Annotated in this window: 9 protein-coding genes; 4 read left to right on the forward strand and 5 right to left on the reverse strand. The window is 30.4% G+C overall.

From position 1 onward, the window contains the following. Positions 1–38 precede the first annotated feature (38 nt). The 3 genes from recB to recD form a co-directional block, all read right to left on the reverse strand. Positions 39–3,440 (reverse strand): exodeoxyribonuclease V subunit beta, encoded by a 3,402-nt coding sequence (gene recB, locus A5893_RS09520; protein WP_068822333.1) that lies wholly within the window; start codon positions 3,438–3,440, stop codon positions 39–41. Next, positions 3,433–6,642: an exodeoxyribonuclease V subunit gamma gene (gene recC / locus A5893_RS09525; protein ID WP_068822334.1), complete on the reverse strand. Its 3,210-nt coding sequence runs from the start codon at positions 6,640–6,642 to the stop codon at positions 3,433–3,435. Before recC ends, recB begins: the two co-directional genes overlap by 8 nt. Positions 6,643–6,795: 153 nt before the next feature. Beyond that, complete coding sequence (recD, locus tag A5893_RS09530; protein ID WP_068822335.1) at positions 6,796–8,568, reverse strand: exodeoxyribonuclease V subunit alpha; 1,773 nt, start codon at positions 8,566–8,568, stop codon at positions 6,796–6,798. Positions 8,569–8,829: 261 nt separating this feature from the next. Between recD and A5893_RS09535 the strand changes: the two genes are divergently transcribed. The 3 genes from A5893_RS09535 to A5893_RS09545 are packed head-to-tail and all read left to right on the forward strand — an operon-like array spanning position 8,830 to position 10,674. Further along, a complete protein-coding gene (locus A5893_RS09535; protein WP_157687535.1) occupies positions 8,830–9,177 on the forward strand; it encodes a DoxX family protein in 348 nt (115 codons plus the stop codon). Positions 9,178–9,227: 50 nt separating this feature from the next. After that, positions 9,228–9,446 carry a hypothetical protein gene (locus tag A5893_RS09540; protein ID WP_068822337.1) on the forward strand — a complete coding sequence of 73 codons (219 nt, stop codon included), beginning with the start codon at positions 9,228–9,230 and terminating at the stop codon, positions 9,444–9,446. Beyond that, complete coding sequence (locus A5893_RS09545; protein ID WP_157687536.1) at positions 9,439–10,674, forward strand: M23 family metallopeptidase; 1,236 nt, start codon at positions 9,439–9,441, stop codon at positions 10,672–10,674. Before A5893_RS09540 ends, A5893_RS09545 begins: the two co-directional genes overlap by 8 nt. Here A5893_RS09545 and cmk read toward each other — a convergent pair. Then, positions 10,667–11,341, reverse strand: a complete 675-nt coding sequence (cmk, locus tag A5893_RS09550; protein ID WP_068822339.1) for a (d)CMP kinase — start codon at positions 11,339–11,341, stop codon at positions 10,667–10,669. The two genes, A5893_RS09545 and cmk, sit on opposite strands and share 8 nt — an antisense overlap. A gap of 43 nt (positions 11,342–11,384) precedes the next feature. Continuing rightward, positions 11,385–12,425, reverse strand: a complete 1,041-nt coding sequence (porQ, locus tag A5893_RS09555; protein ID WP_068822340.1) for a type IX secretion system protein PorQ — start codon at positions 12,423–12,425, stop codon at positions 11,385–11,387. A 24-nt stretch (positions 12,426–12,449) separates the two neighbouring features. Here porQ and arfB point away from each other — a divergent pair, with 24 nt between their 5' ends. Then, positions 12,450–12,857, forward strand: coding sequence for an alternative ribosome rescue aminoacyl-tRNA hydrolase ArfB (arfB, locus tag A5893_RS09560; protein ID WP_068822341.1), 408 nt, complete (start codon positions 12,450–12,452; stop codon positions 12,855–12,857). Positions 12,858–12,903 lie beyond the last annotated feature (46 nt).

Here is a 12,903-nt window from a genome sequence, read left to right on the forward strand (position 1 = left end):
AGATCCCATGGTTTATAACAATCATGGGATTTTTTGTTTTATGCAAATTCACCTTCCAACAGCAATCCCATTTTAGCAATCGTTTTCCATTCTGGTTTGTGTGTAAAAATCCCTGTTTCAGCGTTTGATCTCATTCCTCTTAAAAATAAATAGATTACGCCACCAAAATCTTTATCATAATAAAAATTGGACTGTCTGCTTTTAATATATTTTTTAGCAGCCATGGTATAAATTAAATATTGAAGATGATAATTATTTTGGTTCATGGCCTCATTTAATTTTTCTGAGGTGTAATCTTCTAAACTATCTCCCAAATAATTAGATTTCCAATCTAAAACATAAAATTTATTCTCGTGTTCAAAAAATAAATCAATTTTACCATTCATCATTCCTTCCAATTCGCTATAAATCCTAACATCAATTTCTTGGTTTTCTATGGCTAAAGCCGATAAATTTTGCGGTTGAAAATTTTGGACATTAAAATCGAACTCAAATTCGTTAATGCATTTATAAGGATTTACGTTTGATAAAGAAAATGTTTTTCCATCAATTGAGATTGGTGCATTTAAAATATTTTGAAGCATTTGATAAAGCATAGGTCCATAAACCTCATGTTGATTTGGTAAAAATCTATCAATGGCGTTTTTAATTTCTATGCTCCATCGGCTTTCATCGTTAAAGGAAATATTCTCCAAAATATAATGGAGCATGTTTCCAGTTTTAGCTCCTTTTCTTAAAGTTGAGAAAATAAAGTTATCATAATCATTTTCAGCTTCCTGAGTTTTTGGTTTTATTTGTGAGGGATGTTCAGCTCGAAGCATAGTATAGCTCATTCTTCGCCAATTTTCTTCGCTTAAGCTAAAGTTTACCTCAGGAATTTGTGTATGTTTTTTAGACTTGTTATTTGAGGAATATTTATATTCTTCATCCAATTTTATATTGTTACCGATTTCAATTAATTCATTTGGATTAAGTTTAATAGCATTTAAAAAAGTGGAAAGAGAAGAGTGGTTATAGAAACTTGCATCGTTTTTATAAATAAAACATTTATAAACAGCTCTTGTAATAGCTACATAAATTAATCTTCGGTTTTCTTGCTCATTTTGTTTTTTCCATTCTAATAATTGCTCTTCGTTTAACTGCGCTTTCTCTGCAGAAAGATAATTGCCAGTTATTGCATCTCTAAAACTCGAGTTTTCAATGTGTTTTCCGTCATCAACTAAATCTAAATATGGTGCAAAAACGATTTTATATTCTAATCCTTTACTAGAATGTATAGTGATTATTTTTATTGCGTCTTCATCACTTTCTATTCGTTGTTGATATTCATCGCCCTCGGTTTCCATTCCTTCAATGCCTCTTTTTAACCAACTTATCAGCTCTAAATGATTAAGGTTTTTTCTGCTCTGATTTTTATGGAGCAACTCTATCAGTTGGTACAGATTGGTAATTATACGCTCTCCATCGGTATTATTTTTTAAATTATTGATGATGTTAAAGTCTGTAATCCATTCGTTTATAGCTGTATAAATTCCGTTTTTATCCCAAGTTTCTTTATATTTTTTAAACTGCTCTACAATCAACTCATCATTAAAATGAAGGATTTGTTCTTCTTTAAAACCTGTAAATGGAGATAATAATGCTTTATTAATTGCCGAAATGCTAATGTTTAAAAATGCCTGCATCAAGTAAAGCACATAATTTGCTTCCTCCGATTGTAAAACCCGAGCATCATCAATAGTAATGGAAGGAATTCCATATTTTGACAATGCCTGTTTAATTTTTTGACCTTGCTTTTTGGTACGAATCAATATGCCAATATCCTGAGGCTTAACTTTTTCAGATTTACCATTTACATCAATCAGATATTTAGAATCTTTGTTAAGTAAATCAATAATTTGTGCAACCACTAGCATGTTTAGGTCATCTCCATTACTAGCTTGGGTAATACTGATTGGTACTGCAACTTCATCATGAAATAGCAGATTCCCTTTGCTATTATTTGAAGGAGAATTTACTGGAAGATAATCTATTGAGTTAGGTTCTCCTTTAAAATGAAAAGTGTCAAAATCTTCAGTTGGTTTAAAAAACACATTCATGGCGTTGATAAAACTTTCTGAAGAGCGATAGTTTTGATTCATTCCGTAAAGTTCATTAACGGAGTTTTTAGCCTTGAAATAAGTGAAAATATCGGCTTTACGCCAGGCATAGATAGATTGTTTGGGATCGCCTATGTAAAAAAGTGTACAATTATCGGCGAAAGCCTTGTCAAAAATTTCATATTGTAGTTTGTCTGTGTCCTGAAATTCATCAATAAATACGGCTTGATATTTCTCTTGCAAACGTTTTATCAGCTTTTCGCTATTTTCTTTATGTAAAGCTTTATGCAGTTTTGTAATTAAGTCATCGTAATTGATTTGATTGTACCTGGTTTTATAAAAATTGATACCGTTGCCAATTTCCTGGATTGAATGACAATATAAATCGTTGATTAAATTTGAAATGATCTCTTTTTGTTGTTCCTCAAACGAAACTAATTCCTCAATTTTTTCTAAAATTTCTGGATAAACTTTTTGAACGTAAGCGGCAGATTTTTTGGCAGTTATTTGTTGAATAAAGTTTTCAGTATTATTTAAAAATGGGAGCAAACCTTTTCTTGCATAACTGTTTTTTTCTGACGCTTCTTTTAATTCATCAACATGATTTGAAACATAAATTATTAATTCATCATAAGTGAATTGATAATTCAATTGTGTTTGGTTAATGAGTTCTAAATAAGATTGATACTGATCTTCACTTAAACAGGAATTAGATTTGCCTTCATCAAAAAAGAGATATTTTTTACCCGATAAATGTTCTTTTACAATGCTTGAAATCTTAGCTCTTGAAAAGCCATTTTGAATCAGTAAAGCAAGTAAATCTAAAGGAATATTAGTGATATATTTCCTCCAAAATTTATTGACTTCATCTGTCATTATGTTTTGCGCATCAGGCAATAAATCGACACCAAAAAGTTGTTGGGTTTCAAAAGCAAATTGATTTAATGTTTGCTGACAAAAGCTGTGAATAGTTAAAATTGAGGTTTCATCTAAAAAAAGAATAGCTCTTTCCAAAGATTTTAAAACTTCACTTGAATCAGCTTTTTTAACTATTTCGGTAATGGTTTTATCAGAGATTTCCTCGCCTTTGGCAACCTTATTTGCCAATCTCATAAATTTCCTAACACGTTCTTCTAATTCGGCAACGGCAGCTTTAGTAAAAGTAACCATCAAAATATTTTGGATAGGTATTTTTTGTTCAATAACCATCCTTAAAACTAAAATAGCAATCGAATAAGTTTTACCGGTTCCTGCACTTGCTTCAATTAAATTGCTTCCTTTTAATGCAACTTTACTTGCATCAAAATCTTTAAATTGTCTTGTAAATAAGTTCTCAGGCATAATAATCGGGTAAAAGTGAAACTATGGGAGAAAGTAAAATCTCGTTATTCTTCACAAATTCTTGATAAATTTCATTCGTTTCATCATAAGGAAAGCTATCAAAATAACCATCGTTATATTTATTCATGATGTATTTATCCGTTGATGGAAATAAATAGCTATTCAATTTATCATTAACCGCTTTCTTAAATTTTTGATAATTATAATTGTATGGAATGTCTTTTATTTTAACCTCAAAACTTGGGTAAAAGCATAAAATATCATTTAAACCTCGATGATAAAGCTTAAACATTTCATTTAATTTTTCTTTGGCTTCCGCCGAGTTAAGTTGCTGACTTTTATAAGCTTTCTCGTTATTTGCACTAATAAAATAGAGGCTGAGATTCAAGCCAGAAGCTTGGGCAGCTAAATAAATAATGTAAGCTTCTAGTAAACCTTTATTTTCTTTTTTAGACCAGGAAATGAATATCAATTTATCGCCATAAACTCCAGAAATATTGCCGGATAAAATGCTTCCGTTCCTTAATTCTACATTTATAGGCAAAGATTTTTCATCTTCGTTATTTATAGTTTGGTTTAATAATTCTCTAACAATTCTCACCTTCTCATCTAAATCTTTGATTACTAAATCCGCCATATTTTTCAATGGCAAACCTCCGGTTTTTAAAAGTCTGTTTTTTAAAATTGGCAAATCATCGGCTTTAGCCAGTAATAAATTTTGCTTTAAATTCCATTGCTGCAAACTGTCTAATTCAAAAGCCTCGGTATCTCCTAAAAGTAAATCTTCATCCTCATAATAAATATTTAAAACCTTTTGATAATAAGCTTTAAATGGGTTTTTAAAGAAATTAATAAATGAATTTATGTTTATTTCTGTCAGTTCTAAGTCCTTAGTTTTTGCTTGTTTTTGGAAGAAATCATAATCTTTTAACGGCACATGAATTAGATAATTTAACCTGTTTAGTTCATTATTTTTATCGCTAAAATTGTGTAAAGGATGCTTAATAATCATCTGGCTGGCTAAATCATCATTCTCGTATTTATTTTGAAGATAATCTAACAATTCATCAATTAAAGCAGAAGGTGGAATGCTGGTATTGTCTTTATCATTTTGACCAATATAACTGAGGTAAAGTTTTTCTTGTGCCGATAAAATGGTCTCTAAAAACAAGTGTTTATCATTGTCTTTTACATTTCTATCCCCCAATTTTGGATGCTGTTTTATGAGATCAAAATCTACAGGATGCTCTTTACGGGGGAATTTATCGTAATTTAAACCCAACAAAGCCACCACTTTAAACGGGATACTTCGCATTGGGATTAAAGAACAAAAAGTGATTCCGCCACCCGCAAAAGACCCAGTTTTTGTACTTGCTGAAAGCGATTGCAATAAGTTATAGTTAAATAACTGAAAACTTAGCGGCTCGATTAACAGCTCATTTAAAGAATTATACTTTTCTAATTGTTTAATAAGCAGGTTATAATCTTCATCCACATTATCAACGGTATCAAAAATGAGGTTAGTCAAGATATTTTCTACATATTTTACCCAATCCGTTAGATTTCTGTTTCTTTCTCTTTGTTGGATGGAAGCAATCAAAACCTCCGCAAAATGTACAAAACGAATGATTTCTTCTGCGGCTGAGCCTTCCACCATATCTAAAGGAAAAAGAGTATGGTTTTCGGTTTCATATTCTTCGCTTCCGCTGATGCAAATCCCAAAAATGATACGTTCTAAACCATATTTCCAGCTTACATAAACACTCTCATCTTCTAAACTTCCTTCAATCCCAAAACGGATATTAGCTTGATTTACTATTTTTCTGATCAGCGTTAAATCAGTAATTCCAAACCTTTTACGGATGTATCCAAAATCTAACAATTGCAGAACATTTTCTGCAGTTAAATTGTGGCTATTCAATTCCATCAAACCAATTAGAGCAGCAACGATGGTATCATTTGATGTAAAACTTTCATCGGCTATGCTAAAATTAAATTTATAAGGCGCATTTTTAAAAACCGCTTTGATGTAAGACGCATAAGTATCAATATCACTCACCATCACCACAATATCCCTCGGCGAAAGCTTTTTATCTCCTTTATCAACCAAAGAAACCAAATAATTATAAAGTGCTTCCACCTCTCTGGCTGGCGTAAAACAAGAGTTAATGCTGATAGAACCATCATTAATTAATGCTTCATTTAATGGTTTTCTATCCTGATCATCTAAATTTTCATAGATCTCATTTTGAATGATATGCAGTAAAGATTTGTTTTCAAATATTTGATTTTCAATTACTTCATAAGCATTTAACATTTCCTCATTTTTAAATAATAAGAAAAAAGTACTTTGTATAACCTTTCCCCAATTGGTTAATAAAGTGTTTCCTTCGCTTTGATAATAATCTTCATCCTGATATTTATCCTGCAAACGAATCGCCCTTTTTTTACTGATATCCTCTATCCAATATTGCTCTGGAGCGGGATTTAGCAAATAATAAAAAAAGTTAATATGCTGTCCAAGTACATGAAAAAGTTGGATATGAAAATCCGTTAAAACTGAAAGTCCGAATAAATAAATATCAGGCATTTTTTGGGTTAAACGATTTACATTTTGAGGCGTTTTTAGCGCTTCTAAAATATAATCGCTCATGTAGGTTTTATCAGGGAATTTCTTTTCAGCGAGTTCTTTGGCTTTTATCCAAATATATTTTTGCCATTCATCAAAACCAATATCTGCAACAGTAGATTGATTCCAAAGCTTTATCATTTCTGGTCGGTAAATCTGATATTGGTCAAATAAATCGGCTATTTTTTGCGCTAGGGCAAGCCTTTTTAAATCTTTATCTAAATTCTCTTCATCATAATATTGAGAGATATTTTTAAATTTATTGATAAAAGATTCTTCTCCTAAAATCTTAAAAATCAACCAACTTTGATTTTCCGGCGATAAAGGCTGTAAATATTCCCCACCTAAAATATGGTAAATCTGCGCAACTAAATCGTTTGGTTTTAAGAAACGATAATTTGCCGCAATCTTTAAATGGTTTGCCAATTGTAGCTTCAACCAATTATTCATTCCCTCGGTTTGAGTTATGAAATTGTAAGGCTGAAAAATTCCTGTTTTCTTAGATTTTAAATCTTCACAAAATTGTAAAGCTAATTGTGCTAATGAATTGGAAACCTTTAAACTAACTGACATTTTTGTTTTAGTATTGAGTATTATTTATTGAGTATTGAGTAATTAGATTTGAGATAATAGAATTAGAATAGAGTTATAAGAACTTGTAATATTTTTTATTTTAAGTTGGATTAAAATTCAATCGATAAATCTCATATCTCAATTCTCACATCTCTATTCTAAGAGAAACCTTTGATTAATTCCAGAAGCTCTTTCTACTTTTGCTTCCGCCGATTTTAATAAGTTAGCTTCTAAAGCTTGTAAAATTACATTCTGCTTTGCCCTCGTTAAACCTGTATATAATAATTCACGGGTTAAAATATCGATGTTTTCTGCCTTCGGTAAAACCATCAAGACATTGGTAAATTCAGAACCTTGGCTCTTATGGATAGTCATTGCAAAAACAGTTTCAACTTGTGACAGCAATCCCGGGAAAACTGAAACCAACTTACCTTCCGAATTCTCAAAAAAGGCTTTTAAAACTTTATGATCATCTTCTCTGATAATGCCTATATCTCCATTAAAAAGTCCTAACGCATAATTATTTTTTGTAATCATAATAGGCCGATGAAGGTAAAATTCTAAGCCTTTATTGATGAGTTTTTTTTCTGAAAGATAACTTTCAATATGTTTGTTGATCATATAAACGCCTTGTTCTCCTTCTCTAACGGCACATAAAACCTTTAAATTATTCAATTTTTTTAATGCTTTTTTTATATCCGTTTCATCAATATAATCTTGATAACCTTTTACAAATTCGTGAAATAGTTTTATATCATAATTCGTATCAATAGTTACTTGTCCGTTTTCTTTTTTATCGATAAATTCTTTAATAGTTTTTTGGTTATTATTGATAATGGCCTTACTAAAAACACCAATTTCTTCTTCGCCTTTAAAACGATAGCTATGCTTTAATTCAACAATATGTTGGAATAAAGGATGTGAAATATCCTGAGAATCAATATTTGTGGAAATTTGAGCTGATTCATCATCAATTAAACTATTTATTAACTGGGTTCTTTCTTCGTCAAAAATGTTTAATTGATTTTGGGCTAAACATAAATCTCCAAATAAACTGCCTGCTTCTACTGAAGCCAATTGGTCTTTATCGCCTAGTAAAATCAGTTTTGTTTGATTGCCAACCGCATCTAATAATTTAGAAAATAAAGCCACATCAATCATAGAAGATTCATCAACGATTAAAACGTCAACTAAAAGCGGATTTTCTCGGTTGTGTTTAAAATAAGGCGAATCTGGAACATAACCCAATAAACGATGAATAGTTGCGGGTTTTAGAAGCTCAAATTTTGATTTTATATCTTCATCTACTTTTAAATCAGCCTGTTTTAAAGATTCGGCCATTCTTGCAGCTGCTTTACCAGTTGGTGCTGCTAAAGCAACTTTTAAATCGGGATTTATTTGAAACATGATCGCCAAAATTTTAGCTACCGTAGTTGTCTTTCCTGTTCCTGGTCCGCCAGTAATTATCGTAAAATTATTTATAAAACTGTTAACAGCCGCTACTAATTGCCAATTGATAATATTTGGAGTGGATGGAAATAAGTTTTTTATAAAATCTTTGTTTTCTTTTAATCGATTTAGCTGATTTAACTCTTCAGTATTATTTTTAAATTTCAAAATTCGAGTTAAGATTTTGCTTTCGTAATTGAAATATCGTTGTAAATACAACCTATTTTGATGTAGAATAAAAGGTTGTTTTTCATCGCCTTTAAGGCTAACCATTTTTTCTTTTTTAAGCTGCTCAATATTTAAATTATTTATTTTAAAGTAAGAAGAGATGTCTTCTTTTTCTGTTGATAATTCATTTAAATTTAAGCAGATATGCCCTTGAGAAAGCTTTTTAGAAACTAAATATGCATAAGGTTGTAGGTTTTGGCTTTTGAAAAAAGACGCAAATTGTAAATGGACATCATTAAAAGTTTGCATAAATGTTTCTAAATTTTAGAATAGAAATGCAATATAACTATTAGTGTTTTGTTAGCAATCCATTTTAAATAATTACTATAAAATATTGATTTTTAGGTTTAGTATTTATTAAAATAAATAAACTATTTTAGTGCTAACCTAATAGAAATAATGAAGCCTTTAGCTATTTTACTTTCTACCTTTTTTATTTTTTGCAGCATTTCATATTTGATTTTTGATCAGGTTTCACTTGCTTTTTGTGGGAGATTTTCATTTTCATTAATGCTAATTTTCACAGCTATTATACATTATGTGCACACAGATGGATTAGAGCTAACCATGCCTGATAATTTTAGCGATAAATACAAAAGAATTATCGTTTTAGCTTCAGGAGATTTAGAAATTGCTTTTGCAGCCGGACTGTTAATTGATGAAATATCAAAAAATGTGTCCATTATCGTAATGTTATATCTTTTAGCAATAATTCCCTCTAATATAATTGGTGCGATAAAAAAAGTGAGTGTAGAAAGAGAAAATTTTACTGGAAGAGGATTAAGTTATTTATGGATAAGAATGCCGTTACAAGTTTTTTTAATGGCATGGATATATTATTTTGGTGCATTTTTATAGTCGTTTATAAAGGCACAATTTCTGCATAGTGATATAAAAAATCTATCATTATGGAAAATCAACAATCAAAACAAGAGGAATTAAAAGATGAAAATCAAGATTCTATTGCTGCCGAGCGAGAAGAAAAACACACAGAACATCCAGAAAAAGATGTTATTTCTATAAAAGATGTAATTGATAAACATCCTTCTTCTTCAAACACCCATTCTTTACCTTTAGATGAGCAACAATACGACTCTGAAATAAAATCAAATGATGAGAATGATTAAATTGGTAAACTATTTTGCGGCTTTATGTATTTTAATTGGATTCTTTTCTTGCAAAACAATCTTTAAGTCTTCGCCATATCAAGGCTACATTAATTCTTTAGTTAATGTAGGTTTAGATACAACAGCAATGGGAAAAATTTGGATAAATAATGGTTTAGAGGTCTTATCAAATCCAAATCAAAATTTAAAATTTCCTTTTAAAGAAGAAATATTTTTTAAACAGAATATTCCTTCTGCTACTGCTTATCAAATTAATTATAAACAAAGTACTAAGCTTAAATTCACAATAAATTCTAAATCAAAAAGTGGTGTTTTTTTAGACTTATTTAATGATGTAAGTTCAAGAAAAGCAATGATTAGTGAATTTATTAGTGACACTACATTTTATTATCAATCAGATAATGATGAGGTGTTAACGCTTCGTTTGCAACCTAAATTGCTGGTAAACTTATATACAATTTTAGAAGTTGCAGAATTACCAAAACTTGCTTTCCCCGTAAAAAATGGAGAAAATAAAGATATCAAAAGCTTTTGGGGTAACTCAAGAGATGGAGGTGAAAGAAACCATGAAGGCGTTGATATTTTTAATAAAAGAAACACACCTGTCTTGGCTGTTGCCGATGGAACGATTTCACGAGTACAAATCACAACTTTAGGTGGCAAAGTAGTGTGGCAAAAGCTTGGCTTAGGCGGACCTTCTATTTATTATGCTCATCTGGATAGCCAACTTGTAAACATCGGACAATCTGTAAATAAGGGAGATGTTGTAGGTTTTATTGGGAATACTGGCAATGCCAAAACTACATCGCCCCATTTGCATTTTGGCATTTATACCAACGGCGGTGCGATAGATCCTTTAAACTATATCTACAAAAGAGATAGCATAGTTGGAAAAGTTAAATCTGATGTTAAATATTTAGGAGAGGAGTTGATGTTAGCAGATAATGATTCTGTTATTCCTGTAAATATTTTATCGGTTTCAACTGAAAGCATCACCTTTGGAAATGGTGATGGAATATTAAAATATCAAAATAGTTTAAAGGGTCTTAATCCTAAAATCAACAAAAAAACAAACATAGTTGATAGTTTGATTTTGGAAGCTCCTGAAAATACAGCAATCCCAACAGCAAAGTTTAATAAAAAATTGGCGTATAAAGTTTTAGGCTACAGCGGAGATTTTCTTTATATCTCTCAAGAAGATAAAAAAGGTTGGATAAAGGCTATTTAAGAAAAGGCATTATTTTTTCTAAGGCAAAATTCAACTGTTCCTCTTCTGTTAAATTTGTATTATCTAAGATAATTGCATCATCAGCTCTTACTAAAGGACTTTCTTGTCTGGTTGTATCTTGAAAATCCCTGTGTGCAATATTTTCAAAAATCTCTTCTAAACTTACATTTTCCCCTTTAGCAGATAATTCATTAAAACGTCTTTCTGCTCTAATTTTTGGATCGGCAGTCATAAAAAACTTAACATGAGCATCAGGAAAAACAGTAGTTCCAATATCCCTACCGTCCATAATGATATTTTTAGACTTACCCATTTTTTGTTGCTCTTTCACCATTTGTTGCCTTACTTCTTTGATTGCCGAAATAGGACTCACATTTTCAGAAACTGGCATTTGACGTATTTCTTCACTTACTTCTTCGCCATTTAATAAAATATGAGATTGATAATCTCTGGAATGGAAATTCAAGTCTATGTGCTCTAAAGCATCAATTATTAAATCGTGATTTTTTAAATCAGTTTCATTTCTTAAAAAATACAGGGTAACCGCTCGATACATGGCGCCACTATCCACATAAATAAATTGTAGTTTTTTTGCTAAAGCTTTAGCCAAAGTGCTTTTTCCACAAGATGAATAACCATCTATAGCCACTACAATATTTTTATTCATGTTTACAAAGTTAAAATTGTATGAAAAATAAAGGTATAAATCCTCAATTTTTATTTTTAAAAATGGATGGATTTAAAAGCAATGAAAAATAGTTATTACTTCCTGCTGCATTCAAAGAAGAATGAGCATAAGCAAAACTGAATTTTTTTAGTTTTAATGATAATCCGAAAGACAAACCCGCCAAACCTCCAGTACCTACAATTCCTAATTCTTTACTTTTTTGGAAATTATAAGCAGCTTGCAAATTAAAAGATTGCGATAATAACAATTCTGTTCCTAAAATAATATGCCGACTAAATTTATCTGCAAAACTACTTTTATTGATAATAGGTTGCCCGGTAATCAAATCAATTTCTTGACTAGCATTATTTGTCTGATAAGTAAGATTAAAGTTTTGTAGATTATCATAAGTTAAATGAAACCGAAATGGAGCATATCTTAACTTTTTTGATAAAGCTATAGAAATTTCAAAAGGCAGATTTTCCTTTACATCATTAAAAGGTTTTAATTGATAACCTATGTTTTTAAAAATCAACCCTGTGGTGATATTTTTAGCTGTATCTACATATGAAATAGCAATATCTGCGGCTAAAGCTATGGAGTTATAACTTTCATAATTACCATAAATTACTTTAGCATTTGCTCCGTAAAAAACTTTGTTTTTATAGTTTCTTCCAAAACCAATGTTGAGCAAATAATCGGCAGCATTAAAAGTATTTCCTGTTAATTCTCCAGTAGCATTTGCTTCTTCAAAATTACCATAATTGATATACATTAAACCCAAACTTAAAGCCTCGTCTTTGATTTTAAGTCCATATTGTAAAGAACCGAAGTTGATATCACTAATATAATTGCTGTAGTTTAAGGCAATTGTACCTATATGTTCTTTAGAAATTAAAGATGGATTTTTAAAAGTTTCTGTAAACTCTAACTCGTTAGCTAAAGGAAAAGCGCCACCTAAAGCGGCAACTTTTGCAGAGTTTGGCAAATTCAGAAATCTAAAAACACCACTACCACCAGTTTGTGCTGTAGCAACATCAACCAAGAAAAAAGTTAAAATAACTAGAATAATGTTTTTAAGCATTTCATCGCTAATTTAGCTTTAATTATGAAAATCATAACAGAAGAATTAGAAAAGGAGTTTAAATTTAAAACTTCTAGAAGTGGTGGCAAAGGCGGACAAAATGTAAATAAAGTGGAAACAAAAGTTGAATTGAATTGGGATTTCCAAAATTCTATAATATTCTCTGAGGAACAAAAACTTTTAATCGCAGAAAAACTTAAGAATAGAATTAATAAAGAGAACACCTTCCAATTATTTTCTGAGGAAGAAAGAACCCAATTAAGAAATAAAGAATTGGCTGTAAAAAGAGCCATTCATATGATCAAAAATAGTTTGATTGTAGAAAAGCCCAGAAAACCAACTAAACCTAATAAAGCTGCAATTGCAAAAAGATTGGATCAAAAACGACAACAAGCTTTAAAGAAAATTAATAGGGGTGGAGGATTTGATTAGTTTTGAAGTATAAGTTCTTCATTTTGTATGATAATGAAACATCTCA

This window comes from Pedobacter psychrophilus (assembly GCF_001652725.1).
In the GTDB taxonomy this organism is placed as follows: domain Bacteria; phylum Bacteroidota; class Bacteroidia; order Sphingobacteriales; family Sphingobacteriaceae; genus Pseudopedobacter; species Pseudopedobacter psychrophilus.

What these genes read in the sequence shown, in the direction of transcription:
- recB (WP_068822333.1), bottom strand. Translation starts at nt 3,440, where the DNA reads ATGCCTGAGAACTTATTTACAAGACAATTTAAAGATTTTGATGCAAGT.
- recC (WP_068822334.1), bottom strand. Translation starts at nt 6,642, where the DNA reads ATGTCAGTTAGTTTAAAGGTTTCCAATTCATTAGCACAATTAGCTTTA.
- recD (WP_068822335.1), bottom strand. Translation starts at nt 8,568, where the DNA reads ATGCAAACTTTTAATGATGTCCATTTACAATTTGCGTCTTTTTTCAAA.
- A5893_RS09535 (WP_157687535.1), top strand. Translation starts at nt 8,830, where the DNA reads ATGCTAATTTTCACAGCTATTATACATTATGTGCACACAGATGGATTA.
- A5893_RS09540 (WP_068822337.1), top strand. Translation starts at nt 9,228, where the DNA reads ATGGAAAATCAACAATCAAAACAAGAGGAATTAAAAGATGAAAATCAA.
- A5893_RS09545 (WP_157687536.1), top strand. Translation starts at nt 9,439, where the DNA reads ATGATTAAATTGGTAAACTATTTTGCGGCTTTATGTATTTTAATTGGA.
- cmk (WP_068822339.1), bottom strand. Translation starts at nt 11,341, where the DNA reads ATGAATAAAAATATTGTAGTGGCTATAGATGGTTATTCATCTTGTGGA.
- porQ (WP_068822340.1), bottom strand. Translation starts at nt 12,425, where the DNA reads ATGCTTAAAAACATTATTCTAGTTATTTTAACTTTTTTCTTGGTTGAT.
- arfB (WP_068822341.1), top strand. Translation starts at nt 12,450, where the DNA reads ATGAAAATCATAACAGAAGAATTAGAAAAGGAGTTTAAATTTAAAACT.